A 25,394-nucleotide genomic window follows, 5' to 3' on the forward strand; every position below is an offset into this window, starting at 1 on the left:
CAGCCGTCAGCAAAGAGGTAGACGATGTCCCGTATCGAACACACCCGTTTCTCCACCCTCGACCTGGCACCGATCCGCGATGACGGCGACGCCGGGCTCGCCCTGCGCAATTCGCTGGCCCTGGCCCAGCACGTCGAGAAGCTCGGTTTCGAGCGCTTCTGGGTAGCCGAACACCACAATATGGACGGCATCGCCAGCGCTGCCACCTCAGTGCTGATCGGCTATCTGGCTTCCGGTACCTCACGGATACGCCTGGGTGCCGGCGGCGTGATGCTGCCCAACCACGCGCCATTGGTGGTCGCCGAACAGTTCGGCACGCTGGAAGCGCTCTATCCCGGGCGGATCGAGCTAGGCCTGGGCCGCGCGCCGGGTGCCGATCAGTTCACCGCCCATGCGTTGCGCCGCGACCGCATGGGCAGCGCCGATGACTTTCCGGCGGATGTGGAAGAACTGCAGCGGTTGCTCCGGCCGCGCCAGCCCAACCAGCGGGTCATCGCCATGCCGGGTGTGGGCAGCAATGTCCCGATCTGGCTGCTCGGTTCGAGCCTGTTCAGCGCTCAGCTGGCTGCTGCCAAAGGCCTGCCCTACGCCTTCGCTTCGCATTTCGCGCCACGTTACGTGCACGAGGCGATTCGCCTGTACCGCGAGAACTTCCGCCCCTCCGAGGTCCTGGACAAGCCCTACGTAATGCTTGGCGTCCCCTTGATGACGGCCGATACCGACGAGCAGGCCGAGTATCTGGCCACCACCGCCTACCAGCGCATCCTTGCCTTGATCCGCGGCCAGAGCCTGGTACTGGTGCCTCCGGTGACGAGCATGCAGGGCAAATGGCTGCCGCATGAACAGGATGCGGTGGGCAGCTTCCTCGGTATGGCGCTGATCGGCGGGCCGGAGAAGATCCGTGCGCGCCTGGATGTGCTGCTCGAACAGACCGGCGCCGATGAATTGATCTTTACCTGCGACTTCTACGAAACCGCCGACCGTCACCGCGCCTTCGAGATCGTCGCCGGGCTGCGTTGACCGTCTTTGCAGCGCCAGGTATCGACCCGGCGCTGCGCAGCCGATCAGCTTCCGGAGACTTGCAGGATGACCTTGCCGGGGGCGTGGCCGGTCTGGTTCAACCGCATCGCCTCGGCGGCCTTCTCCAGGGGGAAGCGCTCGGCAACAGGCACGGTCAGCTTCCCTTCGCCTGCCATGTCGGCAAGCTTCTGCAAGTCCTCGCCGCTGGGGCGCACCCAGATATAGTGCCCGCCCGCCTGCTGCACCGAATCGTCGACGATCGAGGCGTGTCGCCCGCCGTCGCGTAGCACCGCCTGGGTCACCGGCAATACGCCACCGATAAAGTCAGCCACCACGTCGACGCCATCCGGCGCCAGGGCCAGTACGCGATCCGCCAGCCCCTCACCGTACTCAACCGGCTCGATACCGAGCGAGTCGAGGAACGCGTGGTTCTTCAGCGAGGCGGTGCCGATCACCCGCGCGCCCAGGTTTCGGGCGATCTGGGCAGCCTTTATGCCTACGCCGCCAGACGCGGCATGCACCAGCACTATATCGCCTGCTTTCGTACCCATGCGCATCAGCACCTGGTAGGCGGTCAGCCCCGTCAGCGGCAGCCCAGCCGCCTCGTCCCAACCCAGCGCTGCCGGCTTGCGGGCCACCGCCCGTGCCGGAACGCTGACGAACTCGGCGTAGGTGCCGCCCTGCACGAAATCCTTGCGCGCGTAGGACAACACCTCGTCACCGGGCGCGAATTCGGGCACATCGAAGCCCACCGCCTCTACCGTGCCAGCCACGTCCCAGCCGGGAATGACCGGGAAAAAGGTCGGCATCACCGCATCGAGCTTGCCGGACATCAGTTTCCAGTCCACCGGGTTGACCGATGTGCAGCGCACGCGAATCAGTACCTCACCGGGCGCTACCTTCGGCATGGGCTGGTCGCTGAGCTGCAGCACGTCGGGTTCGCCGTAACGCTCGTAGATCATGGCTTTCATCGGATGCTCCTTGTGTCTGAAGAGTCGAATGTCGGGATGTAGCCTTTCTCGCCCAGCCGGCGCAGCGCACCGATCAGGCAGTCTTCGGTGCTGACGGCCTCGGTGAACCCTGCCCGGCGGATCTTGCCCATGTCCGACACCATGTCGAATTCGGTGTTGAAGATGAAATCGCCGAAGGGCCAGCCCACCAGCCTGTCGAACGGTACCGGTTGCAGGCCGTGACGCTCGGCGATGCGTTGCCAGACATCCCCCATTTCCGGCATCTGCCGGGCCAGGGAAAATGGCAGCGGTTCGGCGACCTCCAGGCCCAGCGCCTCGCCGACCTTGTGCCAGATGCGCTCCCAGCGAAACGGCTCGCCGACCAGGTTGAATGCCTGGTTGCGCGCCGCCGGAGCCAGCGCGGCCCAGAGGCTGGCCCGCGCCAGCCAGCGTGCATCGGTGAGTTGGGCCAGCACCTCGCGGTAGGTACGTACCGAACCCGGGAAGCGCAGCGGCACGCCGGTCTCCTGGCTGAGCGCGGCGAATGCGCCGATAACCAGCGCGATGTTCATCGGATTGCCGGCGATATCGCCCACCACTACGTCGGGACGCAGGATTGACCACTCGAAGTCGCCGCGTTCGGCACGCTCGCGCAGCAGGTCCTCCTGGTTGTAGTAGAAGTTCGGCCCCAGGTGCCGCGGCGTCTCGTCCTCGTAGAACGGCGCGGTACTCGGCCCCAGGTGCACGCCGTAGACCTTTGCGCCCTGGTAATGGACCACGCGCTGCAGCTTCGCCCCGGCGGCCTTCAACCCGTCGAGCAGATTTCGCAGCATGGCGCCGTTGATTTCGGCCTCGCGGCCCAGGTTCTGGTCGGGCTTGAGCGCGGCGTAGAAGACGTGGGTCGTGTCGCCGGCCGTGGCGAGTGCATCACGGGTGGACGAGGCGTCGGTCAGATCAAGGTCGAGGGCCTCGACATCCGGGACGAAAGTCCGCCGCACGGCGCGGACCTTCCAGCTGCCGTCCTCGACCAGTGTTTCGACCAGAGCGTGGCCGATGATGCCACTGGCTCCCACGACGAGAGCCACTTTCGAATCAGTCATGAATGTTCCGCTCCCATGCCGCAGCGCTCCGCGGCACACAGGTAGAAGGTTTCGGTTCGCCTTTTAGTGACAGGGACACGGGCGGGCAATTCCACTCACGGGACGGCTGGCCAACATGCCGTCCGCCGGGCGCCCTGAACCTAGACCGGACCATTTGCTCGAATGCTGACACCGCGCCGGACATTCGCCGCCGCCTCAGCTTCGGAACACTAGATGAATTTTCTCGAATGGATGGCCGTGCTCGGCATCCTGCTGTTGATCCTCGCCCTGGCATCGGCCTACCTGCGCTGGCTGCCGGTTACCACCTCGCTGATCTACCTCGGCTTTGGCCTGCTCATTGGCCAGCTTGGCGTGGGCCTGTGGGAAATGGAGTTCTCGCATATCGCCGGCTGGATGGAGCACCTAACCGAGATCGCGGTGCTGGTGTCGCTGTTCGTCAGCGGTCTCAAGCTGCGCATGCCGCTGCGCCACCCGGCATGGAAAAGCGCCTACGTTCTGGCCGGCCCGGTAATGCTCGCCTGCATCGCCGGCGTTGCCGCCCTTAGCCATTACCTGCTCGGGCTCAGCTGGGGCATCTCGGTATTGATCGGCGCCATTCTCGCGCCGACCGATCCGGTGCTGGCCAGCCTCGTGCAGGTGAACAATTCGCGAGACAGTGACCATGTGCGCTATGGCCTGTCCGGCGAGGCCGGCTTCAACGATGGCACCGCGTTTCCCTTCGTGGTGTTTGGCCTGCTGCTGATCGAACAGGAAACCATGGCCACCGGCTGGGTCAGCGAGTGGGCGTTGCATCGTCTGGTCTGGGCCGTCCCGGCCGGATTGGCGTTCGGTTATCTGCTGGGCCGGCTGATCGGCAAGCTGGCGATCTACCTGCGCGCCCGCCACGCCGACACGTCCATGTCACCGAACGACTCGCTGGCCCTGGCCTTGATCGCGCTGGCCTATGTCGGCGCCGAGCTGATCGGAGCCTGGGGTTTTCTTGCGGTATTTGCCGCCGGGCTGGGATTGCGCCATGCGGAGAAGGATGCAGCGCATGAGTCGGAAACCCCGTCCGAGGAGCTGATCGCCCATGCCGTACCGCATATGGCCGAAGGCGGCCTGACACCCCGCGAGCTGCCGCTGGAAAACGAAAGGGTCGCCGAACCCCAGGTGGCCGCCGGGGTAATGATGGGCGACATCCTGACCTTTGGTGGTCAACTGGAACGCAGCCTGGAAGTGCTGCTGGTGACGATTCTCGGCGTGCTGGTCTCGGTGCACTGGGATTGGCGTGCGGTGCCGATTGCCCTGGCCCTGTTCCTTCTGATCCGACCGCTGAGCGTGTGGCTGCTGATGCCGCGCCGCTACCTGGATCGCGCCCAGCGCCTGACCGTGGGCTGGTTCGGCATTCGCGGCATCGGCAGCCTCTATTACCTGAGCTACGCGGTCACCCACGGGCTGCTCCCGGACGAGGCCGACGACATCATCTCGCTGGTGATCTCGGTGGTGGTCATGAGCATCGTCGCGCACGGCTTGAGTACCCAGCCGCTGCTGCGACTGTATGAACGCAGCCGCGGTCAGAAGCCGTCCACCCACGGCTGATGCAGATGGGAGCCGGCCTGCCGGCAGCCGGCCGGATAGCCGTTGCCGGAGTGGCCTGCCGGCCCTAGGTCAGCTGTTGGCGAGGCGGAAGCCGACCTTCATGGTGACCTGGAAGTGGCCGACCTTGCCGTCTTCGACGTGGCCGCGGATCTCGCCCACTTCGAACCACTCGACGTTTTGCAGCTTGCTGCTGGCCTCGGCGATGCCGTTCTGAATCGCCTCATCCACGCTGTTGCGCGAGGAACCGACAATCTCGATTTTCTTGTAGGTGTGATGATCCGACATGAATAAATCCCCTTCTGGTCTGAGGAGCCTCCGCTCGGTAATGAAGCGTCCTGTCAATTGAGGCCCGTGCAGCAGGCCGGAAGTTCAGCGAGACGGCTCAATCGAGTCGTCGATAAGGAAAGTCGCGGGCCTTGAATTCCCGATTGAAATACCGCCCGAGCGAGTCCGCCTCCAGCAGCGCCTTTACCACCTCAGCCGGCACCTGCTCGTAGCGGTACTGCGAGCCGTTATGGAATTCCACCTCCAGCGCCTGCGCATCCGGGTCATAGCCCAGTGCACGCAGGCTGCGCGAGTTCACCGGGACGCGCTTCATACCGCCGGATCGGGCTCATGCCTGAAGCCTTCGGCCTGCATCCGCCACAGGGCCTCGAACGCGCCGCCGCGGTTGCGCAGGTCCATCGGCGCGCCGTCCTCGATGATCAGTCCGTTGCGCAGCACGATGATGCGGTCGAAGCTCGCCAGCGTGGACAGTCGATGCGCGACCGCCACCACGGTGCGGTTGTGCACCAGGTTGTTCAGTGCCGCCTGGATTTCCCCTTCCGACTGGGTATCCAGCGCCGAGGTCGCCTCGTCGAGAATCAGGATGGGTGCGTCCTTGAGAAACGCCCGGGCGATGCCCAGCCGTTGGCGCTGGCCACCGGACAGCATCACGCCACGCTCGCCAACCAGGGTGTCGTAGCCCTGCGGCAGCTCGCGGATGAATCCATCGCAGAAGGCACGACGGGCCGCCTCCACCACCTCCTCATCGCTGGCCTCGGGGCGTCCGTAACGAATGTTTTCGCGAATCGTCCGATTGAACAGCGCCGTCTCCTGTGGCACCACGGCGATCTTTTCGCGCAGGCTGTTCTGGCTGACCGAGCGGACATCCTGACCATCGATCAGGATGCGCCCTGCCTGCACATCGTCCAGGCGTTGCAGCAGCTGGATAAGGGTCGACTTGCCCGCACCGGACGGCCCGACCACGCCGACCTTCTGCCCCGCGGGGATATGCAGATTGAGATGCTCGAAGATCATGCCGCGCTTGGGATAGCCGAAACTGATGTCCTCGAAGGTGATGTCGCCTTCGGCCAGCATCAGCAGTGTTTCGGAATCCTCCAGGCCGTGGGGCTGGACGATGATGCGCAGGGTGTCGTCGATGGCGCCGATCTGCTGGGTGGTGTCCACCAATGCCAGCGCCAGATCCCGTGAGCCATGCAGGATGCGGAAGGTGAGCGCGCTGACCAGCACCACATCGCCGGAGGTCACCGAGCCGTCCACCCACAGGCTGATCGCCCAGACCAGCATGCCACCGGCCATCAGCGACAGGCAGATGTCGTGGATTACGCGGGCCTTTTCCAGGTACATCCAGCTGCGCCGCTGGGCCTTGGCCTCGTAACCGATCTCGTTGGCCAGGCGCTCGGCTTCCCGGTCACGCGCGGAAAACGCCTTGATGGTCCAGACATTGGACACTGCATCGACCAGCTCGCCACCGACCCGCGCCGATTGCGCAGCAAAGCGCTGATGCTTGGAGCGGCCGCGAATGCCGAACCCGGTGATCAGGGCCGCGACGATGGCAACGAACAGGATCAGCGCAACGGCCATGCGCCAGTCGACGGTCAGCAGCACTACCACCGCGCCGATGAAGTCGACGATGGGCGGCACGATCTTCCACGCCAGACCACCATAGATCGCGCCTGCGGCCTGGCCCAGCGCCGAGATGCGATTGCCCAGCGAACCGGCGAAGTGCTCGGTGAAGTAGCGCATCGGATGGCCGGTGAGGTGCTTGAACAGGTCGACCCGGATGTCCACCACGCTGGCTACCACCGTGCGGCAGCCGAGCCAGCCGCCGAGACGCCAGAAGACGTTTTCGACGACGATCAGCCCGATGAACAGACCCAGCGGAAACCACACATCCGCAGCGCCTCGATTGGTGCTGCCCTGCGCCATGGCGTCGACCAGCAACTTCATGCCGTACTGCACCGCTACCGCACAGGTTGCAGCGCCGACGATCAACAGCAGCAGCCCGCCGAAATGCCACGGCCGCAAGCAGATGTAGTGCCACAAGAAAGCGACCGGCCGATCCGGCAGGCCCACGGCTACCGGAGGCTTACGCGGCGCGAGGGCGTTCATGGCAGGGCTTCGGCGATCTGAGGGAGCGGACTCGAATGGCTGAAGCGCGCCTGCTGCAGACGCAGTTCATCGACCAGTCCCTGGTGTACTGGACGCTTGCCGTTTTCGTCGGGGAAGCCCAGCAGCCCCACCGGGCAGTGACGGTCGTCGGTCCAGCCCGGGTAGTCCAGCACCGGATACAGGCAGATACCTTCCACCGGCACGCCACGCTGCATGGCCAGGCCTGCCTGCTCGCTGACGTAACGCAGCCAGTCGCCACGCACATCGCCCTCGGCACCGGTTTCGGCAATCAGTATGGGGCGTTTGTAGCGCTGCCAGATCTCGCTGAGGATGCCCTTGAACGGGCGATAGTCCGGGCTGTCGCGGCTGATGGTGTTGCCTTCGCCGTGGTACCACTGGTTGTCGGAATAGTAATTGACGCCCAGCACGTCGAGGTATTCCGGCGCGCCGCCGAGGCCTGGCCAGAGTTCACCGCTGAGCATGTCCCAGGCCTCGAACTGCGCCTGGCGAAAGCGCTCCGCCTCCCGCTGGGGGCCGGGGCGGTCGTTGGGCGCAACCACATGGATGGCCGGATCGACCTGGACGAAGCGCGCCCGCGGCTCGACGGCGCGGATTGCCTGCATCGCGGCGATGGTGGCGCGTACCAGCTGGTGCTTGAGCTCGAAGCCACGACCGCGCGCCATGGGGTTGAAATAGGCCTCGTCGCCACCGGCCCAGGCCCAGAAGGAAATCTCGTTCAGTGGTGCGTAGAACGGCACCGCGTCGGTCTCGTCCTTGACCAGCTGCGCTGCAGCTGCGGCGTAGCGGGCGAAGCGCTCGACGAACTGCGGTCGCCAGATGTCGATATCATCCGGCCAGCCATAGTGGCAGAGATCCCAGATCACCTGGGTGCCCTGCCGCTGGGCCGCCTGCAGCATCGGCAGGAAGCTCGACCAGTCGTACCGGCCGGGTGTCGGTTCGATCAGGTGCCAGCGCAGACCGTCACGCACGCTGTGCAGGCCATGCCGGTGCAACACCGCATAGTCCTGCGCTGCCCAGCGGTCGTGGCCGGTGGCCGCGAGCAGGTCCAGGCGGCGGCCGTCGCTGCGACGATGGTTCGAGCATTCGAAACCGCCGAGGAAAAAGCTTTTGAACAGCGTCGGCTGGTGCATCCTTGTGCCTCGTCTTCAGGGAACCTGTTTGGCCAGAGACCGGCTGTGCTCTGCACTTTCGCCAGCCGTCGGGCCGAGCTCGGCTTCCTCGATGCGCTTGTACAGCGCCAGCGCCTGCCCGACCACCTGGTCCATGTTGTAGTACTTGTAGGTGCCTAGGCGTCCCACGAAGGTGACACCCGGCGTCTCGTCCGCCAGCTTCTGGTAGCGTTTGTAGAGTTCGGCATTTTCCGGCCGCGGGATCGGATAGTAGGGGTCACCCTCGGCAGAGGGATACTCATAGGTGATGCTGGTCCGTGGATGAACCTGACCGGTCAGGTGCTTGTACTCGCTGATGCGCGTGTAGGGCACGTCCTCGCTGGGGTAGTTGACCGTACCAACCGCCTGGAACTGCTCCTGGTCGAGCCTTTTGTGCTCGAATTTCAAGGAACGATACGGCAGCTTGCCGAAGCGAAAGTCGAAGTACTCGTCGATCGGACCGCAGAAGATCAGGTGATCGTGCTGCACCTCGTCGCGGATCTCGCGATAGTCGGTGTTGATCATCACCTTGATGTTCGGGTGCGCGAGCATGTTCTCGAACATCCTGGTGTAACCATGCTTGGGCATCTGCTGAAAGGTGTCGGTGAAGTAGCGGTCATCGGTGTTGGTGCGCGTAGGGATGCGCGAGGTGACCGACTTGTCCAGCTGCGACGGGTCCAGCCCCCACTGCTTGCGGGTGTAGCCGCGAAAGAACTTCTGATACAGCTCCCGGCCGATGCCGTTGATCACCACATCCTCGCTGGTCTGGATGTCTTCCACCGGTTCGGCGCGGCTGGCGAGAAAATCCGCCGCTTCCTCTTCGCTGGTCATGTTCAGGCCGTAAAGCCTGTTCAGCGTGGTCATGTTGATCGGAATCGGCACCTCCTGCCCGTCCACCTGCGCCAGCACGCGGTGCTCGTAGGGGCGCCATTCGGTGAACCGGGACAGATAGTCGACGATACGCTGGGCGTTGGTATGGAAGATGTGCGGGCCGTAGCGGTGAACCAGCACACCGGCTTCGTCGTAATGGTCATAGGCGTTGCCGCCGATGTGGGGACGCCGGTCGACCACCAGCACGCGCTTGTTCAGCCCCGCGGCCAGGCGTTCGGCCAGGACGCTGCCGGCGAAACCGGCACCGACGATGAGGTAGTCGAAACCACGACGCCTGGACGAGCCGTCGCTGGCGCCACCGCCTGCGTGCTCGGTATTGCTGTCTTGCAGGCTCACATCGCGCATTGCATCTTCTCCTTCATCAGCGCCCAGGTGTGGTCCCAGGACATGTCACCGAGGATTTCGTCGGCGGTTTTCAACAGGCGGTCACGGTCGTTGGCGTCGGCCAGGGCGTCCTCCACCGCTGCGATGAACGCATCGGGCGTATCGGCGATGTAGACGATTTCGGTGTCGCCGTAGGTGCGCACCACATCCTTGATCGGCGTGGACACCACGGGGCAGCCACCGGCCAGGTATTCGGGCGTCTTGGTCGGGCTGATGAAACGGGTCGATTCGTTCATCGCGAACGGCATGATCGCTACGTCCCAGCCCGACAGATAGCGGGGCAACTCGTCATAGGTCTTCGCCCCCAGGTAGTGAATGTTGTCGCGCCGCGGCAGCTCTGCCGGGTCGATCTTCACCACCGGACCGACCAGCACGAACTGCCAGTCGGGTCGTTTCTCCGCGATCTCGGCCACCAGCCCGATATCGAAGCGTTCGTCGATAACGCCGTAGAAGCCCAGCCGGGGGTGCGGAATTTCGGCCTGGTCGTCCGGGTCGGCCTGGATCCGCCGCGCCTCGGCGAAATGCGCCACATCGACACTGCTGGGAAAGGCGAAGGCGTTGTCGTGCAGCTCGCGCTTGGCTTCCCAGATGCTGTAGCCGCCAGTGAAAACCACGTCAGCCCGGTCCAGCAGCTCACGCTCACGCTGCACCAGTTCCGGCGGCGCGCCACGGAATGCGGAGAGCTCGTCCATGCAGTCATACACGGTGAGTCTGGGCTTCAGATGTCCGGCGTAACCCAGCGCCATCGGGGTGTAGTACCAGAGCATCAGCTCGTTGACGCCGAGCTTCTGCAGGTAGCCATCGAGCAGGTCGCGCTGGACACGCAGCGCCGTTTCGCCCTCACAGCCCTGGGGCAGACGCGGGATCAGTACCTGAACGCCGTTTTCTTCGGGACGCACTTCCAGCCAGGGCTTGGCATCCTCGGTAGGAATCGGCTCTTCGACGAAGAGCACGTTGAAATCCCGGGCAAACCTTGACATCAGGTGCTGCGGCCGTTGGTAGACGAAGCTCCAGCGCAGATGGGACAGACACAGCAAGGTCGGCACCAGTTCATCGAAAATGACTTCCGGTGGGGTCGCTTGTTTCTCGGGTGACTTGCCGATTTCGTATTGGTAAGGGCCGGCCCAGCTCATGGAAACCTCGTTTAGGGTGGCAATGCCCTTCCAGACTCCTTTCTGCCGCATCGCATAAGCCCGCGCAGTCCGCGCAGAGCAGAAGATCGGTGGACGCTTCCGTTAGCAGATAAAGGCCAACACGCAAGCACTGTCCGCCGGGTATGGACGACACGGGACGATCCAAGGTTCCCTTTTCCAGACTTCAGAGGTCGGTCATCGGTTGTCCGCCGTTTCGTTGGAACTTGGCCACACCTTCCCCCGTCCCTATCACAGGACGCCTGATTTACCCCCGGCATCGGAACCGCGTGCACCAGCAGTCAGCACCATCCGACTCGCCGAACCCAACCCTGGAGATGCTTGCAGCGGCCGCGCTCATACGGTCAGCCGTGCAGCCCCGCGCGCGTCAAACAATTTGTTATGCGAGGACGAAACATGATTCTAGTCACGGGCGGAGCGGGTTACATCGGCTCCCATGCGGTGCTCGAGCTCCTCCAGGCCGGCCACGAAGTACTGGTATTGGACAACCTCTGCAACAGTTCCAAGGTCGCTCTGGATCGGGTTGAGGGGCTCGCTGGTCGCCCGGTTCAGTTCGTCAAGGGCGACGTGCGCAACCGCTCGCTGCTCAACGCGCTGTTCGCCTCCTATCCGGTCACGGCCGTGCTGCACTTCGCCGGCCTCAAGGCCGTGGGCGAGAGCGTTCGCGAGCCGCTGCGCTACTACGAAACCAACGTCAGCGGCAGCATCGCGCTGTGTCAGGCGATGGCACAGGCCGGTATCTTCAAGCTGGTGTTCAGCTCGTCGGCTACCGTCTATGGCGACTCGCCACGGATGCCCATCACCGAACAGTGCCCGACGGGAATCCCGACCAACCCTTACGGCCAGTCCAAGCTGATGGCCGAAAACGTCCTCAAAGGCCTGGCCGAGTCCGACCCGCGCTGGTCGATCGGCCTGCTGCGCTACTTCAACCCTATCGGCGCGCATGAATCCGGCCTGATCGGCGAGGACCCGAACGGCATTCCCAACAATCTCCTGCCCTACATGCTGCAAGTCGCCGTGGGCCGCCGACACCAGCTGAGCGTGTACGGCGCGGACTACCCGACGCCGGACGGCACGGGTGTGCGTGACTACATCCACGTGGTCGATCTGGCGAAGGGTCACCTCAAGGCCCTGGAGCAGCTTGACCGGGTCCATGGTGTTTCCACGTGGAACCTCGGTACTGGCCGTGGCCATTCGGTGCGCCAGATGATCACCGCGTTCGAGGAAGTGATCGGCCGGCCTCTGCCTCATGTGTTCAAGGCGCGCCGGCCAGGCGATATCGCACAGTGCTGGTCCGACCCGAGCAAGGCGCGGGACGATCTGGGCTGGCAAGCCGAGCGGGATCTACTGACGATGCTTACCGATGCCTGGCGCTGGCAGAGCCGCAACCCGCAGGGTTATGCGACCGAGAAGCCCGCTGTCAGCGCCCCCGCAGCGGCAAACAGCAAGACCGCCATGGCCAGCTGAGCATCAGACGGCAGATACCCGGCACGCTCACTGGGCGCTGCAGTTCAGTTCGGCCCGAATCCTGGAGACGTCCAGTCGCCGGCTCTGCTGTACCGCTCCGGTGAGCTGAGGATCAATCACGGCTGTGCGCAGAAGCGCCTCGCGAATCTGCACGCTGGTCGCGCAGGGGTTCAGCGAGGCATACAAGGCCGCCGCGCCGGTCACGTGAGGCGCGGCCATTGAGGTGCCGCTCATGTAGGCGTAGCCGGCCGCGCCAGTGGAAGTCGGCACCGTCGAAACGATGTCGACGCCCGGTGCAGCGATATGCACGTTGTTGACGCCATAGTTCGAGAAGCCCGCACGACGACCATCCTGACCGATCGCCCCGACCGAGATTAGGTTAGGGAGCCTGTAGCTGGCTGGGTAGCTCGGGGTGTTATCGATATCGAGCCCACTGTTGCCGGCTGCTGCGATAAACAGGATGTTGGCGTTTCCGGCGGCCTGGATGACGTCGTACAGCGCCTGGGAATAACCGCCGCCACCCCACGAATTGTTGGTGGCGACCAGATTGATCTTCTTTGCCAGCTTCAGTTGCGTCAGGTAGTTGATGGCCTTCACCGCGTTGGCGGTGGTGCCACCGTTGGCACCGAGGAACTTGGCCGTGATCAGCTTCGCGCTCGGGCACACGCCGAAGACACCAGCGCCATTGTTCGCCACGGCCCCGATCGTGCCGGCGACATGAGTACCGTGATCGTCAGCCGGACCGTCGTACACGCTGGCGTTGTTGGCGGCGAAGTCCCAGCCGTAGATATCGTCAGCATATCCGTTGCGGTCATTGTCCTTGCGATCAGCACGGGAGCCCTCGCCCGGATTGATCCAGAGATTGGCGCGCAAGTCGCCATGGCTGGTCATGACGCCCTCGTCGATGATGCCCACATGGACCTTGCTGGAACACAGCGCTCCTGCGTTCCAGTTTGCCAGGGCACCACTGCCATACGCAGACGCGGGCGAAGTCGTCGCCCCCTGCATGCCCCATAGCAAGTTGAGGCCTGGGTCATTAGGGTTGGCCAGCTGGGTACGGTAGATCCAGTTGGGTTCGACGTACTCGACCGCGGGGTCGGCAGCCAGCTCCGCAATCAGCGCGGCGTCCACCTTCTTGCCCTTGCCAAGCTGTGCCTGGACCAGGTCACCCTTGGCGTCCTTGCGTGCTGCCTTGTCGAGAAGCTTCTGCGCCGCCTTGGCACCTCGCCTGCTCAGCGCAGCGCTCTTGGCCGCCTCGGACGCGCCCGGTTTGAACTGCACCAGCAGTTCTCCCTCGACAAACGGCCTGCCGGCCCTGAGCGAAGCATCCATTGCCGGGTTCTGCTTGGCCACCGCCTCACCTACACCGACCACAAGCAGCGTAAACATCAGAAGCCCCGCGCGCTTTTGTATGACCATCACTGTTCTCCAGAACGACTACAGACGGCCCCACAACCATGCGAGGCAGCATCAGAAAGATGCACGAGACTGTATCGGCAACCGTGATGTCGTTTTAGTGGCGCCAGACGAACGGCGTACCGCCTGTCGGATAGATGCGGCTACTGGCTGTTTGGCTGGGCCAACTCCTTGCATAGCCAGTCCGCCAATCGCTGAGCGCGTCGATCGGCCCGCCGTGATGGCACCCACAGCGACAGCCGCGCCCGGGTTTCGACAAATCCCCATGGCGCCAGCAGGCGGCCCTGGCGCAGGTCATCGGCCACCAGCTGTTGCGGCGCGATGGCAACGCCCAGCCCGGCCAGCGCGGCTTCCAGCAGGAAGTAGAGATGCTCGAAGCCCTGCCCCATACGCAAGGCATTGGGATCAAGACCGTTCCCCTGGGCCCAGGCGGGCCACGCCTGCGGACGCGACGCGGTGTAGAGCAGCGCCTCGTTGAACAGCACCGATGGCGGCGCCTGGTGCAACGTCGCGCAGTTGGGATGATGCGGGCTCAGCACCGGGCCGATGCATTCGGTGGCCAGCTCGAATACCTGCATATCAGCCGGCCACGGCGGCTCGGCATATAGCAGGGTGGCATCCAGCCCCGGCCGGCGCGGGTCCATTTCGCCCTCGCTGGCGGATAGCTGCAGATGCAGATCCGGCAGGTCGCGATTGAGCCGGTCCAGCCGCGGAATGAACCAGCGCGCCAGCAGGCTGCCCGGACAGCCGAGCACGAACGGCGCATCGGCGGTCTGCTGACGCAGCTCAGCGCAGCTGTCCCGTAACCGCTCGAATGCCTCGCCTGCCGCGTCACGCAACCTCAGCCCCGCATCGGTGAGTTTTACGCCGCGACCTTCCTTGCTGAACAGCGCAACACCCAGGTCGTCCTCAAGCAGACGAATCTGCCGACTGACCGCACCGTGGGTCACGCTTAGTTCGGCTGCCGCCTGGCTCATGCTCTGCAACCGGGCGGCCGCCTCGAAAGCGCGAAGCGCGTTGAGGGGAGGAAGGGCTTGGCTCATTGGTGAGATTTCCTGACAGGTCATGGCGATCTTATCGCTTTTTATAGTGGCTCGACTCGGGTAATTTCCTGCCCATCGCGCATGCCCTGGCTGAGCCAGGGCGGCGGCCACTCATTCCCGCAGGAGATGACCATGACTTCATTCCGCAGCGGTCCTGACGCCAGGGGCCTGTTCGGCCGCTTCGGCGGTCAGTTCGTCGCCGAAACCCTGATGCCGCTGATCAACCAGCTGGCCGCCGAGTACGAGAAGGCCAAGAGCGATCCGGCCTTCCTCGAGGAGCTGGCCTATTTCCAGCGCGACTACATCGGCCGCGCCAGCCCGCTGTATTACGCCGAGCGCCTGACCGAGCAGTTCGGCGGGGCGAAGATCTACCTCAAGCGCGAAGACCTGAACCACACCGGCGCGCACAAGATCAACAACTGCATCGGCCAGATCCTGCTGGCCAAGCGCATGGGCAAGCAGCGCATCATCGCCGAGACCGGCGCCGGCATGCACGGCGTGGCCACTGCCACCGTGGCCGCGCGTTTCGGCATGCAGTGCGTGGTCTACATGGGCACCACCGACATCGAGCGCCAGCAGGCCAACGTCTTCCGCATGCGGCTGCTGGGCGCCGAGGTGATCCCGGTCACCGCCGGCACCGGCACGCTGAAGGACGCGATGAACGAAGCCCTGCGCGACTGGGTAACGAACGTCCACAACACCTTCTACCTGATCGGCACCGCCGCCGGCCCGCACCCCTACCCGGCCATGGTCCGCGACTTCCAGTCGGTGATCGGCAACGAGGTGCGCGAGCAGATCATGCAGAAGGAAGGCCGCCTGCCCGACTCGCTGGTAGCCTGCATCGGCGGTGGCTCCAATGCCATCGGCCTGTTCCACCCCTTCCTCGATGACGAGTCGGTGCAGATCGTCGGCGTCGAAGCAGCCGGCCACGGCATCGAAACCGGCAAGCACGCCGCCAGCATGGCCGGTGGCGCGCCGGGCGTGCTGCACGGCAATCGCACCTTCCTGCTGCAGGACGAGGACGGCCAGATCACCGACGCGCATTCGATTTCCGCCGGCCTCGACTACCCAGGCGTCGGTCCCGAGCACGCCTGGCTGCACGAGATCAAGCGCGTCGAATACGTGCCTTGCACCGACGACGAAGCCCTGGCCGCGTTCCACCAGTGCTGCCGTCTGGAAGGCATCATCCCCGCGCTGGAATCGGCCCACGCCCTGGCCGAAGCCTTCAAGCGCGCAGCGACGCTGCCCAGGGAGCACCTGATGGTGGTCAACCTCTCCGGCCGCGGCGACAAGGACATGCAAACCGTCATGCACCACTACGACGAACAGGAAGAACACATATGAGCTCGGTGAACACTCGCTTGCAGACGCGCTTCGCACAGCTGAAGCAGGAAAACCGCGCCGCACTGGTGACCTTCGTGACCGCCGGTGACCCGGACTACGCCACCTCGCTCGCCATCCTCAAGGGCCTGCCGGATGCCGGCGCCGATGTCATCGAGCTGGGCATGCCCTTCACCGACCCGATGGCCGACGGCCCGGCGATCCAGCTGGCCAACATCCGCGCGCTGGCGGCCAAGCAGAACCTGCCGAAGACGCTGCAGATGGTCCGCGAATTTCGCGAAACCAACAGCAGCACCCCGCTGGTGCTGATGGGCTACTACAACCCCATCTTCGCCTACGGCGTGGAGCGATTCGTCAGCGACGCGAAAGAAGCCGGGGTCGACGGCCTCATCGTCGTCGATCTGCCGCCGGAGCATAACGACGAGCTCTGCGACCCGGCCCAGAGCGCCGGTATTGACTTCATCCGCCTGACCACCCCGACCACCGACGACCAGCGCCTGCCCACCGTGCTCAACGGCAGCTCGGGCTTCGTCTACTACGTCTCGGTGGCCGGCGTGACCGGTGCCGGTTCCGCCACCCTGGAACACGTCGAAGAAGCCGTGGCACGCCTCAAGCGTCATAGCGATCTGCCGGTATGCGTCGGCTTCGGCATCCGTACGCCGGACCAGGCGGCCGCCATCGCCCGCCTGGCCGAGGGCGTGGTGGTGGGCTCGGCGCTGATCGACCAGATCGCCAGCGCCCAAACCTCTGAGCACGCCGTCGAAGGCGTGCTGGGCCTGTGCCGTGAGTTGAGCGAAGGGGTGCGCGGCGCTCGCGGCTAACTGCAAGCCGCTAGAAACGAAGGCCGCTGCAACCTGTCATGGGGCAGCGGCCTTTTCGTGTCGTCAGCCCAGGCCAGCCGATCCTCCTGCTTAAAGGGCCAGCACGTCGGCAGGACGACGCCTGAACCAGCCCGTGAGCGACAGCCGGTCAGCGTGGGTGACCCGCACTTCATGGGGAAAGTCACCGGACAGAAAGACCAGCAGGTCGCCCGCCAGCGGCGGTATGTCGCGCTGCGAGCCGTCGGCGAAATGCATGCGCAGCTCGCCTCCATCCGAGGGCTGCCAATCCGGGTTGAGGTAGACCACGGCGGTGACACAGCGGCTGTCGTCGTCCCGGAAGCGATCGAGATGGGTCCGATAGAAGGCACCCGGCGGATACAAGGCAAAATGACATTCGAACTCCTCCAGGCCGAGGAACAGCGTCTGATTCAGGCGCTGCCGCAGCGCATCCATCAGCTCCAGATACCTATCGCATAGGGGCGACTGACCTTGTTCCAGCCACTGGATCTGGTCGCCGCGGATGCCCTCGCGGATCGTCAGCGCCTCGCCACGACCGATACCCGCTGGCGCCAGGGCACCCTGCGCCTCACGCCTGCGGCACTCCGCGGCCAGACCGAGGGTCAGATCCGTTGATAGGAACGAATGTTGTAGCGACCAGCCATACTCGGCGAGGTCGTCAATGATGGTTTCGAACTGCAAGGAAGAGACTCCGGAAGGATTGTTTCGGAGTCTAGCAGCAGCGCTTTCGCGCCTCGACAGCAGCTGTCAGGGCGCTGAAAATAAACTGCCCGCCAGACAGGAGCTTCCATGCGCGCCCTAATTGCTTGTGCACTACTCGCCTTCAGCCTCAACGCCCTCGCCGATACCTACGACGAACTCTATGAAACGGCCGGCTGGACCGAACAGCGCGCCAACTTCAGTGATGCCCTGACCGCCGCGCAACAGCGCTACAAGAACACCTTGCCACCTGCGGTTTACCAGGCGCTGGTCACCAACAGCAATCGCCGCTTCGCGGTAGATGCCATCGATCAGCGCGCCAAGCAGGCGCTGCGGGACAACCTCGCCAACCCGGCATCGGCACTGGAGTTCTTCCAGTCACCGCTCGGTCATAAGATTGTGGCGGCCGAGACGCTGGCCGGTCGTCGTGAACAACTGGCTCGATACGAAAACGGCATCCCCCGGATCGAGGCGGGCAGCAATCGCCAGCTCCTTATCCGTCATCTGGCCCAGGCCCTCCCTGCCGCCGAAGCCGGGGCAGAAGTCAGTCTGGCACTGGCCGGGGTTGCCGCCGACAGCCTCAGCCAGATGATTCCCGGACTGCTCGGCGGTGGTCAGGCGCAGGGGCTGCTGGAAGGCCAGCGTGAGCGCTTGCAGCAGCAGGTCGAGAGCGACCTGGACAATACGCTGCTGTTTATCTACCGCGACCTGTCCGACGCGGAGCTGGAAGAGTTCGTCGAGTTCGCCCAGTCGCCGGCCGGCAAGGACTACTACCAGGCAGCCCTGGACGCCCTGCGTGCCGGGCTGGCAGTAGGGATGGACAGCGCCCAGATGAATTCGGGCATCTAGCGCAATCGGAACGAGCGCGTTACGCCTAGCGCAAGCGCTCACTGATAAAGGCGAAATACTCGCGCCGCAGCGCTTCGCGCTCGTTAGCCAGATGATGGCGGGCGTGGGGCAGGCGAAGAATGTCGGGGCGGTCGAATTTTTCCTGGAGGACAGGCAGATTGTGCCGCCAGTCCACCGTCAGGTCGGCTTCGCCTTGAACGATGATCGGACTGTGCACGCTGGCGGCAGCGCCTTCGATGCGGGGGATCCAGCGCGACAAGGCGCCGACCCAGGCGGTGGGCAACACGTCCGGTTGCAGCGGGTCCTCGGACCGGACGAATCGTAGAAAGGCCGCGTCCCCCGAATTGTCGCTGAAACGTCTCGGGATCTGTTTGACGAAGCGGCGAACCACCTCATAGAGCAATCGCGACCCGCGCCAGCCGTGGGGCCTGACCAGCGGAGCAAGGAGGATGCTGCGGCCCAGGTTGGGATGCGCCGGCGCGTTCAACAGGTAATCCAGCACGATGGCCGCGCCGGTGCTCTGCCCAAGCAGGTGCCGGGGCCTCGGCAGGCCCAGCGCGTCCGCTTCCTGCAACAGCCCGTGCAGCACTGCCTGGTATTCGTCGAACTCATTGATACTGGCCCGTGGTCCGCTGGACAGGCCATGCCCTGGCAGATCGCAGCCAAGCACTGCAAAACCCATCTGCAGCCCCCAGTCCACGACATGCCGGTACAGCCCCATATGGTCGTAGTAGCCATGCAGGATCAGCAGGGTCGCCACCGGCTGCTCCGGATACCAGGCCTGGGCCACCAGCTCATAGCCGTGCACGGTAAAGCGGCCGAGATGCCGCCGGACGTCACCGCGATGGGAGAGGTCCAGCCCGTAGTGGGCCTGGTACTGATGGGCATGGCTGGTGAGCCTGGTACCGCTGCGCAAAGAACCCAGCTGGGCGCGGAGAGCATCGGGATCGATCTGCAGGGACATGGTCGGTTTTCGTATCCGGGACGGTGAGGATATTCAGCTCTGCGGCCCGGCATGGCAAGCTGGCGCCCCCATAGACGAGTCTTGCCATGTCCATACGCCGTAAATACCTGATCGCCGCGCTGATCGCCCTGCTCTGGGGCGGCGTCATGCTGGCCGCGTTCTGGTGGTTCGAAGCGCGCTACCTGCGAACCTTCGAAGGCGAGCGTGCCGAGCTGTTCTCCGGGGAGGCGCTGCAGTTGCCGGCGCAGCTGCAGGGACCCGGCCCGGTGCGCTTCGTGCATTTCTGGGATCCGGGATGCCCCTGCAACGTGGGCAATCAGCAGCATCTCGAAGAGCTGCTGAAGCGCTTTGCCGGCAGGCAGGTCGCGTTCTATGTGGTGCAAAAGCCTGGAAGCAAGGGAAAATTGCCGGGGCAGCTCGCGGCACTCCAACCCCTCCCCGAGCTCGGCGGCGCGTCGCAGCTGCCGGCAAGCCCCGCAGCCGGCATCTGGGATGCCGAGGGCCGACTGGCCTATATCGGCCCCTACAGCGAAGGCGCCGTCTGCAGCTCCGACAACAGTTTCGTTGAGCCGGTCCTCGACGCGCTGCTGGCAGGCCGTGCCGTGCGCGCGACGCAGTCACTCGCGGTAGCCTGTTTCTGCGACTGGCAGCCCGCAGAGAACCGATGACGATGCCTGATCAGCTATGTGCCGAAGGGGGCGCCATGACCTTGCCGCTGTCGATGGCCTGATGCCAACTGGGGCTGGCATTGCTGTCATCCATGGCCTGACGCATCGCGCGCATGCGGCGCTTCTCGGCCCGCCGGCTGATGTACCAGGCGATGAAGGTTGCCAGCGACACCACCAGCAGGATCAGGCTGGCCACGGCATTGATCTCCGGTTTCACCCCAAGACGGACTGCCGAGAAGATCTCCATAGGCAACGTCGTTGCACCCGGACCGGAGACGAAGCTGGCCAGGACCAGATCATCCAGCGACAAGGCGAAGGACAGCATGCCGCCAGCGGCCAGAGACGGCGCGATCATTGGCATGGTGATCAGAAAGAACACCTTCCAGGGGCGCGCGCCCAGGTCCATCGCCGCTTCCTCGATGGACTGGTCGAGCTCGCGCAGACGCGCCATCACGATCACCGCAACATAGGCCGAGCAGAACGTCGTGTGCGCGATCCAGATGGTGACAATGCCCCGCTGTGCCGGCCAGCCCACCAGTTGCGCCATGGCCACGAAAAGGAGCAGCAATGACAAGCCGGTAATCACCTCGGGCATCACCAGCGGCGCGGTGACCAGGCCGCCAAACAGGGTACGGCCGCGGAAGTTTGGAATCCGCGTCAGCACGAAAGCCGCCATGGTGCCCAGCGCCACCGCAGCAACGGCGGTGTACAGGGCGATCTCCAGCGAGCGCATGACAGCACCCATCAGCTGGCTGTTGTCCAGCAGCCCGACATACCACTTCAGCGACCAGCCACCCCACACCGTCACCAGCCGCGAGGCGTTGAACGAATAGATGACCAGCAGCACCATCGGCAGGTAGATGAACAGCAGCCCGAGCACCAGGATCAGGTTGGAAAAGCTGTAGCGCTTCATAGCTTGCCCTCCAGTTCCTTGGCTTGGTTGCGGTTGAAGAGAATGATCGGTATCAGCAGGATCGCCAGCATCACCACGGCGAGGGCTGACGCCACGGGCCAGTCGCGGTTATTGAAGAACTCCTGCCAGAGCACCTTGCCGATCATCAGCGTTTCCGGCCCGCCGAGCAGCTCGGGAATCACGAACTCGCCCACCACCGGAATGAACACCAGCATGCAACCGGCGATGATGCCGTTCTTCGATAGAGGCACGGTGATCTTCCAGAAGCTGGTGAGGTTGCGCGCGCCCAGATCCGAAGCGGCCTCCAGCAGGCTGAAGTCGTGCTTCACCAGGTTGGCGTAGAGCGGAAGGATCATGAAGGGCAGGTAGGAATACACCACACCGATATAGACGGCGAGATCGGTGTTGAGGATGCGCAGCGGTTCGTCGATCAGCCCCAGTCCCTGCAGGAGGCCGTTGAGGATCCCATTGCTGCTGAGAATGCCCATCCAGGCGTAGACGCGGATCAGGATCGCCGTCCAGGTCGGCATCATGATCAGCAGCAAGAGCACGGTCTGCAGATCCTTGCGCGCCCGGGCGATGGCGTAGGCCATTGGATAGCCGACGAGCAGGCAGATCAGCGTGCTGAAAAAGGCAATCCTCAGCGACCCGGCATAGGCCGCCCAATACAGGTCGTCTTCACTCAGGAAGATGTAGTTGCCCAGGTTTATGATCACCTGCAGCTGCTGTTCGGCGTAGGCGAAAACCTCGGTGTATGGCGGAATCGCCACGTCTGCTTCAGCGAAGCTGATCTTCAGCACGATCACGAACGGCAGCAGAAAAAACAGCGCCAGCCATATGAAGGGCACGCCGATGACCAGTCGGCGACCCGTGTTCAGACGTGAGCGGCTCATGCCTGCAACACCACGCCGCTGTCATCCCACCAGTAGACGAACACTTCTTCCTCCCAGGTCGGCAGCTTCACATGGCGCTCGGCGTTGGCCATGAACGCCTGCAGGATGCCGCCGGATGGCATCTGTATGTAATAGACCGAATGGCCGCCCAGGTAGGCGATGTCATAGACGACGCCCTTGGCCCAGTTGTAGCCGGGCCGTTGCAGCTCGGGCAGCTCGGTGCCGATCAGCAGCTTTTCCGGCCGAATCGCGTAGGTGATGTGTTTGTCCTGGGCGCGGGTGCTGATGCCGTGACCCACGTAGATCGGGTTTTCCAGGCCGGGCGATGCGATCACGGCATGGTCTTCCATATCCTCGATCAGCTCGCCTTCGAACAGGTTGACGTTGCCAATGAATTCACAGACCAGCCGGCTGGCCGGCGTCTCGTAGATATCCATCGGGCTGCCGACCTGAGCGATCCAGCCCAGGTGCATGATGGCGATGCGCTCGGCCATGGTCATGGCCTCTTCCTGGTCATGGGTCACCATCACGCAGGTCACGCCGACCCGCTCGATGATCTGCACCAGTTCCAGCTGCATCTGCGAGCGCAGTTTCTTGTCCAGCGCGCCCATGGGTTCGTCGAGCAGCAACAATTTCGGTCGCTTGGCCAGGGAACGGGCCAGGGCGACACGCTGACGCTGACCGCCGGACAACTGATGCGGCTTGCGCTTGGCGTACTGGCTCATCTGCACCAGATTGAGCATCTCGTCGACACGCGTCTTTACCTCATCCTTTGACAGGCCATCCTGCTTCAGGCCGAAGGCAATGTTCTGCTCGACGGTCATATGCGGGAACAGCGCGTAGGACTGGAACATCATGTTGATCGGCCGTTCGTACGGCGGCATCTCGGTGATGTCCTGGCCGTCGAGGAATATCCGCCCCTCGGTAGGCTGCTCAAAGCCCGCCAGCATGCGCAGCAGAGTGGACTTGCCCGAGCCGGAGCCTCCAAGCAGGGCGAAGATTTCGCCCTGGTGGATGCTCAGCGAGACATCATCGACCGCCACTGTTTCGTCGAACTTCTTGGTGACGCGGTCGATCTTCAGCAGCACCTGCTTGCTTTGGCTCTCACCGGTGAGGGCCTTTTTGTAGGCGCTGGAGGCAACGGCCATGCGCGAACTCCCGATTGAAAAAATGGGCCCGGACGGTGCCGGAATAGTCATGTTGCGCGGGCGAGAAGCAAGCCATCAGCTGCGCCCTCGCCCGGCATGCTTACTGCCCCGACTTGACCTTGGTCCAGGTACGGGTCATCAAACGATTGATCTTCTGCGGCAGCTCCGCTGACACATACAGGCGGTCCAGCACGGCCTGCGGCGGGTACACGGAAGGGTCGTTACGTACTTCCTGATCCATCAGCCCGTCGGCCTTGGTGTTGGGATTGGCATAGCCGACATAATCACTGACCGAAGCGATCACCTCGGGTTTGAGCAGGTAGTTGATAAAGGTGTGGGCCTCGTCGACGTTCTGTGCGTCGGCGGGAATGGCGAGCATGTCGAACCAGAGATTGCCGCCCTCCTTGGGAATCGTATAGGCGATGTCGATCCCCTTGCCGGCTTCGTCGGCACGCGCCGCCGCCTGGAACACGTCTCCCGAGAAGCCTGCAGCGATGCAGATGTTGCCGTTGGCCAGGTCCGAGACGTATTTAGATGAATGGAAATAACGCACGTAGGGGCGTATTTCGAGCAGTTTCGCCTCTGCCTTGGCATAGTCGTCCGGGTTGGTGCTGTTGGGATCGAGTCCAAGGTAGTTGAGCATGGCCGGGATCATTTCATCAGCCGAATCGAGGAAGGCAATGCCGCAGCCGGCAAGCTTCTTGGCGTTTTCCGGCTCGAACAGCACAGCCCAGGAATCGACCTTTTCGATGCCCAGCGCGGCGGTCACCTGCTCGACGTTGTAACCGATGCCATTGGTCCCCCAGAGGTAGGGTGCGGCATAGGCATTGCCCGGGTCGTTCTTCTCCAGCTGCTTGAGCAACGCAGGATCGAGGTTTTCCCAATTCGGCAGCTTGCTCTTGTCGAGCTTCTGGAACGCCCCGGCACGAATCTGCTTGCCCAGGAAATGGTTGGACGGCACCACCACGTCATAGCCGGTACGACCGGCGAGCGGCTTGCCTTCCAGGGTTTCGTTGGAATCGAAGACGTCATAGACGGGCTTGATGCCTGTCTCGTTCTCGAACTCTTCCAGCGTCGTCTCGCCGATATAGTCGGACCAGTTGTAGATGTGCACCGTGGCAGCCTGAGCGGATGCAGCGCCGCTGACCGTGGCGGCGATAAGAAGCGACTTCAATGTCGAACGCATGGGAGTGTCCTCTTGTTCAGGCCGCGCGATCAGCGGACGAAAGGCGGGCTATTTATGGGAAAAACCTCTAAAAATCAACTGGCATGAGATGACGAAGGATACCGACGTGTACGGTGGAAGCCCTGCAGGCCTCCTCGGGCTGGTGCCGACTCGCGCAGGCAACGGTATCTGGCGAGTCGGCTGGTGCGTCAACGGCCGGATTTGATCTTGGTCCAGCTGCGAGTCATGGTCCGCTGGGTCTTGGGATCGAGGTCCGGGAAGGTGTAGAGCTTCTGCAGCACGGCCTGGCTCGGGTAGACGCCCGGGTCGGTGCGGATGGCTTCATCCACCAGCGGCGTGGCCGCGGCATTGCCGTTGGGGAACTGTACATAATTGGTGATGGCGGCCATCACGTCCGGCTTCATCAGGTAATTGAGGAAGACATGGGCGCTGTCCACATTCTTCGCATCGGCTGGTATGGCCAGCATGTCGAAGAAGGTACCTGCGCCTTCCTTGGGAATGTTGTACTTGACCTGGACCTGATTGCCGGCCTCTTCGGCACGCGCCTTGGCCTGGTAGATGTCACCGGAATAGCCGATGGCGACACAGACGTTGCCGTTGGCCAGATCCGAGATGTACTTCGAGGAGTGGAAGTAGGCGACGTTCGGGCGAATCTGCATGAACAGATCCTCAGCCTTCTTGATCTCGTCAGACTTGGTGGTGTCTGGCTTGTAGCCAAGGTAATGCAGCGCAGCGGGCAGGATTTCGGTCGGTGAATCGAGCAACGAGACGCCGCAGGATTTCAACTTTTCCATGTTTTCCGGCTTGAACACCAGATCCCAGGAGTCCACCGGCGCGTCTTCACCCAGCGCGGCCTTGACCTTTTCCGGGTTGTAACCGATGCCGATGGTTCCCCACATGTACGGCACTGCGTACTGGTTGTCCGGGTCGCTCGGCTGCAGGGCCTTGAGCAGATCCTTGTCGAGGTTTTCCCAGTTCGGCAGCTTGCTCTTGTCGAGCTTCTGGAACACGCCGGCCTTGATCTGTTTGGCCAGGAACGGGTTGGATGGCACCACCACGTCATAGCCGGAGCTGCCCGCCAGCAGCTTGGCTTCCAGCACTTCGTTGCTGTCGAATACGTCGTAGACGACCTTGATGCCGGTTTCCTTGGTGAAGTTGTCCAGGGTGTCTTCGGCGATGTAGTCGGACCAGTTGTAGACGTGCAGCACCTTGTCTTCAGCCTGCGCAGCGCCGGCAACCGCGCCGGCCAACGTCATCGCAAGTAGGGTCTTGGCAAAGGGTTTCATCCGTGCAGCTCCTGTTGTCATCGTTGGTATCGGGGCTTGGAACAG

Annotated in this window: 24 protein-coding genes; 7 read left to right on the forward strand and 17 right to left on the reverse strand. The window is 63.6% G+C overall.

Annotation, left to right across the window (positions count from 1 at the left end; genetic code table 11):
* Nucleotides 1-24 precede the first annotated feature (24 nt).
* Complete coding sequence (locus AC4LFW_RS18025) at nt 25-1,020, forward strand: LLM class flavin-dependent oxidoreductase (RefSeq protein WP_491820865.1); 996 nt, start codon at nt 25-27, stop codon at nt 1,018-1,020.
* A gap of 44 nt (nt 1,021-1,064) precedes the next feature.
* Here AC4LFW_RS18025 and AC4LFW_RS18030 read toward each other — a convergent pair whose 3' ends face one another.
* Together AC4LFW_RS18030 and AC4LFW_RS18035 are read right to left on the reverse strand one after the other, a co-directional pair.
* A complete protein-coding gene (locus AC4LFW_RS18030) occupies nt 1,065-1,991 on the reverse strand; it encodes an NADP-dependent oxidoreductase (protein ID WP_491820867.1) in 927 nt (308 codons plus the stop codon).
* The gene (locus AC4LFW_RS18035; protein ID WP_491820869.1) at nt 1,988-3,070 is read right to left on the reverse strand and encodes an SDR family oxidoreductase; all 1,083 of its coding nucleotides are present in this window, start codon (nt 3,068-3,070) and stop codon (nt 1,988-1,990) included. The genes AC4LFW_RS18030 and AC4LFW_RS18035 overlap by 4 nt, the downstream gene beginning before the upstream one ends.
* 213 nt (nt 3,071-3,283) lie before the next feature.
* Here AC4LFW_RS18035 and AC4LFW_RS18040 point away from each other — a divergent pair, with 213 nt between their 5' ends.
* Nucleotides 3,284-4,648, forward strand: coding sequence for a cation:proton antiporter (locus AC4LFW_RS18040; protein ID WP_491820871.1), 1,365 nt, complete (start codon nt 3,284-3,286; stop codon nt 4,646-4,648).
* 69 nt (nt 4,649-4,717) lie between these two features.
* On the opposite strand, the gene AC4LFW_RS18045 is transcribed toward AC4LFW_RS18040, so the two are convergent.
* The 6 genes from AC4LFW_RS18045 to AC4LFW_RS18070 form a co-directional block, all read right to left on the reverse strand.
* Nucleotides 4,718-4,933, reverse strand: a complete 216-nt coding sequence (locus AC4LFW_RS18045; protein ID WP_122167894.1) for a dodecin — start codon at nt 4,931-4,933, stop codon at nt 4,718-4,720.
* 97 nt (nt 4,934-5,030) lie between these two features.
* Entirely contained in the window at nt 5,031-5,246 is a 216-nt protein-coding gene (locus AC4LFW_RS18050) for a KTSC domain-containing protein (RefSeq protein ID WP_491820874.1), read from the reverse strand.
* Entirely contained in the window at nt 5,243-7,042 is a 1,800-nt protein-coding gene (locus tag AC4LFW_RS18055) for an ABC transporter ATP-binding protein (RefSeq protein WP_491820876.1), read from the reverse strand. Before AC4LFW_RS18055 ends, AC4LFW_RS18050 begins: the two co-directional genes overlap by 4 nt.
* Nucleotides 7,039-8,193, reverse strand: coding sequence for a glycoside hydrolase family 1 protein (locus AC4LFW_RS18060; protein WP_491820878.1), 1,155 nt, complete (start codon nt 8,191-8,193; stop codon nt 7,039-7,041). Before AC4LFW_RS18060 ends, AC4LFW_RS18055 begins: the two co-directional genes overlap by 4 nt.
* Nucleotides 8,194-8,208: 15 nt before the next feature.
* A complete protein-coding gene (gene glf / locus AC4LFW_RS18065; protein ID WP_491820879.1) occupies nt 8,209-9,447 on the reverse strand; it encodes a UDP-galactopyranose mutase in 1,239 nt (412 codons plus the stop codon).
* A complete protein-coding gene (locus tag AC4LFW_RS18070; protein WP_491820881.1) occupies nt 9,435-10,619 on the reverse strand; it encodes a glycosyltransferase family 1 protein in 1,185 nt (394 codons plus the stop codon). Before AC4LFW_RS18070 ends, glf begins: the two co-directional genes overlap by 13 nt.
* 414 nt (nt 10,620-11,033) lie before the next feature.
* Here AC4LFW_RS18070 and galE point away from each other — a divergent pair, with 414 nt between their 5' ends.
* On the forward strand, nt 11,034-12,104 hold the full coding sequence (gene galE / locus AC4LFW_RS18075) for a UDP-glucose 4-epimerase GalE (RefSeq protein ID WP_491820883.1): 1,071 nt from the start codon (nt 11,034-11,036) through the stop codon (nt 12,102-12,104).
* A gap of 27 nt (nt 12,105-12,131) precedes the next feature.
* Here the strand turns inward: galE and AC4LFW_RS18080 are convergent, their stop codons facing one another.
* Together AC4LFW_RS18080 and AC4LFW_RS18085 are read right to left on the reverse strand one after the other, a co-directional pair.
* Nucleotides 12,132-13,523, reverse strand: a complete 1,392-nt coding sequence (locus AC4LFW_RS18080) for a S8 family peptidase (RefSeq protein ID WP_491820885.1) — start codon at nt 13,521-13,523, stop codon at nt 12,132-12,134.
* A gap of 140 nt (nt 13,524-13,663) precedes the next feature.
* Entirely contained in the window at nt 13,664-14,563 is a 900-nt protein-coding gene (locus tag AC4LFW_RS18085) for a LysR family transcriptional regulator (RefSeq protein WP_491820887.1), read from the reverse strand.
* Nucleotides 14,564-14,695: 132 nt separating this feature from the next.
* On the opposite strand from AC4LFW_RS18085, the gene trpB reads away from it, so the two are divergent.
* Together trpB and trpA are read left to right on the forward strand one after the other, a co-directional pair.
* Complete coding sequence (trpB, locus tag AC4LFW_RS18090) at nt 14,696-15,907, forward strand: tryptophan synthase subunit beta (protein ID WP_491820889.1); 1,212 nt, start codon at nt 14,696-14,698, stop codon at nt 15,905-15,907.
* A complete protein-coding gene (gene trpA / locus AC4LFW_RS18095; RefSeq protein ID WP_491820891.1) occupies nt 15,904-16,725 on the forward strand; it encodes a tryptophan synthase subunit alpha in 822 nt (273 codons plus the stop codon). Before trpB ends, trpA begins: the two co-directional genes overlap by 4 nt.
* Before the next feature lie 90 nt (nt 16,726-16,815).
* Here the strand turns inward: trpA and AC4LFW_RS18100 are convergent, their stop codons facing one another.
* Entirely contained in the window at nt 16,816-17,424 is a 609-nt protein-coding gene (locus AC4LFW_RS18100) for a 2OG-Fe(II) oxygenase (protein ID WP_491820892.1), read from the reverse strand.
* Between the two features lie 108 nt (nt 17,425-17,532).
* Between AC4LFW_RS18100 and AC4LFW_RS18105 the strand changes: the two genes are divergently transcribed.
* Nucleotides 17,533-18,291, forward strand: a complete 759-nt coding sequence (locus AC4LFW_RS18105; protein WP_491820893.1) for a hypothetical protein — start codon at nt 17,533-17,535, stop codon at nt 18,289-18,291.
* Between the two features lie 25 nt (nt 18,292-18,316).
* Here the strand turns inward: AC4LFW_RS18105 and bipL are convergent, their stop codons facing one another.
* On the reverse strand, nt 18,317-19,255 hold the full coding sequence (gene bipL / locus AC4LFW_RS18110; protein WP_491820895.1) for a phospholipase BipL: 939 nt from the start codon (nt 19,253-19,255) through the stop codon (nt 18,317-18,319).
* Between the two features lie 86 nt (nt 19,256-19,341).
* On the opposite strand from bipL, the gene AC4LFW_RS18115 reads away from it, so the two are divergent.
* Nucleotides 19,342-19,923: a DUF6436 domain-containing protein gene (locus tag AC4LFW_RS18115; protein WP_491820896.1), complete on the forward strand. Its 582-nt coding sequence runs from the start codon at nt 19,342-19,344 to the stop codon at nt 19,921-19,923.
* Nucleotides 19,924-19,933: 10 nt separating this feature from the next.
* On the opposite strand, the gene AC4LFW_RS18120 is transcribed toward AC4LFW_RS18115, so the two are convergent.
* The 5 genes from AC4LFW_RS18120 to AC4LFW_RS18140 form a co-directional block, all read right to left on the reverse strand.
* The gene (locus AC4LFW_RS18120; RefSeq protein WP_491820898.1) at nt 19,934-20,836 is read right to left on the reverse strand and encodes an ABC transporter permease subunit; all 903 of its coding nucleotides are present in this window, start codon (nt 20,834-20,836) and stop codon (nt 19,934-19,936) included.
* Nucleotides 20,833-21,714 (reverse strand): ABC transporter permease subunit, encoded by an 882-nt coding sequence (locus AC4LFW_RS18125; RefSeq protein WP_491822180.1) that lies wholly within the window; start codon nt 21,712-21,714, stop codon nt 20,833-20,835. Before AC4LFW_RS18125 ends, AC4LFW_RS18120 begins: the two co-directional genes overlap by 4 nt.
* 11 nt (nt 21,715-21,725) lie before the next feature.
* Nucleotides 21,726-22,877, reverse strand: coding sequence for a polyamine ABC transporter ATP-binding protein (potA, locus tag AC4LFW_RS18130; RefSeq protein ID WP_491820900.1), 1,152 nt, complete (start codon nt 22,875-22,877; stop codon nt 21,726-21,728).
* A 100-nt stretch (nt 22,878-22,977) separates the two neighbouring features.
* Nucleotides 22,978-24,063, reverse strand: a complete 1,086-nt coding sequence (locus tag AC4LFW_RS18135) for a polyamine ABC transporter substrate-binding protein (RefSeq protein WP_491820902.1) — start codon at nt 24,061-24,063, stop codon at nt 22,978-22,980.
* Nucleotides 24,064-24,251: 188 nt separating this feature from the next.
* The gene (locus AC4LFW_RS18140) at nt 24,252-25,349 is read right to left on the reverse strand and encodes a polyamine ABC transporter substrate-binding protein (RefSeq protein WP_491820904.1); all 1,098 of its coding nucleotides are present in this window, start codon (nt 25,347-25,349) and stop codon (nt 24,252-24,254) included.
* Between the last annotated feature and the right edge of the window lie 45 nt (nt 25,350-25,394).

It is taken from the genome of Stutzerimonas sp. C6.4V (assembly GCF_058536345.1).

What these genes read in the sequence shown, in the direction of transcription:
- AC4LFW_RS18025 (WP_491820865.1), top strand. Translation starts at nt 25, where the DNA reads ATGTCCCGTATCGAACACACCCGTTTCTCCACCCTCGACCTGGCACCG.
- AC4LFW_RS18030 (WP_491820867.1), bottom strand. Translation starts at nt 1,991, where the DNA reads ATGAAAGCCATGATCTACGAGCGTTACGGCGAACCCGACGTGCTGCAG.
- AC4LFW_RS18035 (WP_491820869.1), bottom strand. Translation starts at nt 3,070, where the DNA reads ATGACTGATTCGAAAGTGGCTCTCGTCGTGGGAGCCAGTGGCATCATC.
- AC4LFW_RS18040 (WP_491820871.1), top strand. Translation starts at nt 3,284, where the DNA reads ATGAATTTTCTCGAATGGATGGCCGTGCTCGGCATCCTGCTGTTGATC.
- AC4LFW_RS18045 (WP_122167894.1), bottom strand. Translation starts at nt 4,933, where the DNA reads ATGTCGGATCATCACACCTACAAGAAAATCGAGATTGTCGGTTCCTCG.
- AC4LFW_RS18050 (WP_491820874.1), bottom strand. Translation starts at nt 5,246, where the DNA reads ATGAAGCGCGTCCCGGTGAACTCGCGCAGCCTGCGTGCACTGGGCTAT.
- AC4LFW_RS18055 (WP_491820876.1), bottom strand. Translation starts at nt 7,042, where the DNA reads ATGAACGCCCTCGCGCCGCGTAAGCCTCCGGTAGCCGTGGGCCTGCCG.
- AC4LFW_RS18060 (WP_491820878.1), bottom strand. Translation starts at nt 8,193, where the DNA reads ATGCACCAGCCGACGCTGTTCAAAAGCTTTTTCCTCGGCGGTTTCGAA.
- glf (WP_491820879.1), bottom strand. Translation starts at nt 9,447, where the DNA reads ATGCGCGATGTGAGCCTGCAAGACAGCAATACCGAGCACGCAGGCGGT.
- AC4LFW_RS18070 (WP_491820881.1), bottom strand. Translation starts at nt 10,619, where the DNA reads ATGAGCTGGGCCGGCCCTTACCAATACGAAATCGGCAAGTCACCCGAG.
- galE (WP_491820883.1), top strand. Translation starts at nt 11,034, where the DNA reads ATGATTCTAGTCACGGGCGGAGCGGGTTACATCGGCTCCCATGCGGTG.
- AC4LFW_RS18080 (WP_491820885.1), bottom strand. Translation starts at nt 13,523, where the DNA reads ATGGTCATACAAAAGCGCGCGGGGCTTCTGATGTTTACGCTGCTTGTG.
- AC4LFW_RS18085 (WP_491820887.1), bottom strand. Translation starts at nt 14,563, where the DNA reads ATGAGCCAAGCCCTTCCTCCCCTCAACGCGCTTCGCGCTTTCGAGGCG.
- trpB (WP_491820889.1), top strand. Translation starts at nt 14,696, where the DNA reads ATGACTTCATTCCGCAGCGGTCCTGACGCCAGGGGCCTGTTCGGCCGC.
- trpA (WP_491820891.1), top strand. Translation starts at nt 15,904, where the DNA reads ATGAGCTCGGTGAACACTCGCTTGCAGACGCGCTTCGCACAGCTGAAG.
- AC4LFW_RS18105 (WP_491820893.1), top strand. Translation starts at nt 17,533, where the DNA reads ATGCGCGCCCTAATTGCTTGTGCACTACTCGCCTTCAGCCTCAACGCC.
- bipL (WP_491820895.1), bottom strand. Translation starts at nt 19,255, where the DNA reads ATGTCCCTGCAGATCGATCCCGATGCTCTCCGCGCCCAGCTGGGTTCT.
- AC4LFW_RS18115 (WP_491820896.1), top strand. Translation starts at nt 19,342, where the DNA reads ATGTCCATACGCCGTAAATACCTGATCGCCGCGCTGATCGCCCTGCTC.
- AC4LFW_RS18120 (WP_491820898.1), bottom strand. Translation starts at nt 20,836, where the DNA reads ATGAAGCGCTACAGCTTTTCCAACCTGATCCTGGTGCTCGGGCTGCTG.
- potA (WP_491820900.1), bottom strand. Translation starts at nt 22,877, where the DNA reads ATGGCCGTTGCCTCCAGCGCCTACAAAAAGGCCCTCACCGGTGAGAGC.
- AC4LFW_RS18135 (WP_491820902.1), bottom strand. Translation starts at nt 24,063, where the DNA reads ATGCGTTCGACATTGAAGTCGCTTCTTATCGCCGCCACGGTCAGCGGC.
- AC4LFW_RS18140 (WP_491820904.1), bottom strand. Translation starts at nt 25,349, where the DNA reads ATGAAACCCTTTGCCAAGACCCTACTTGCGATGACGTTGGCCGGCGCG.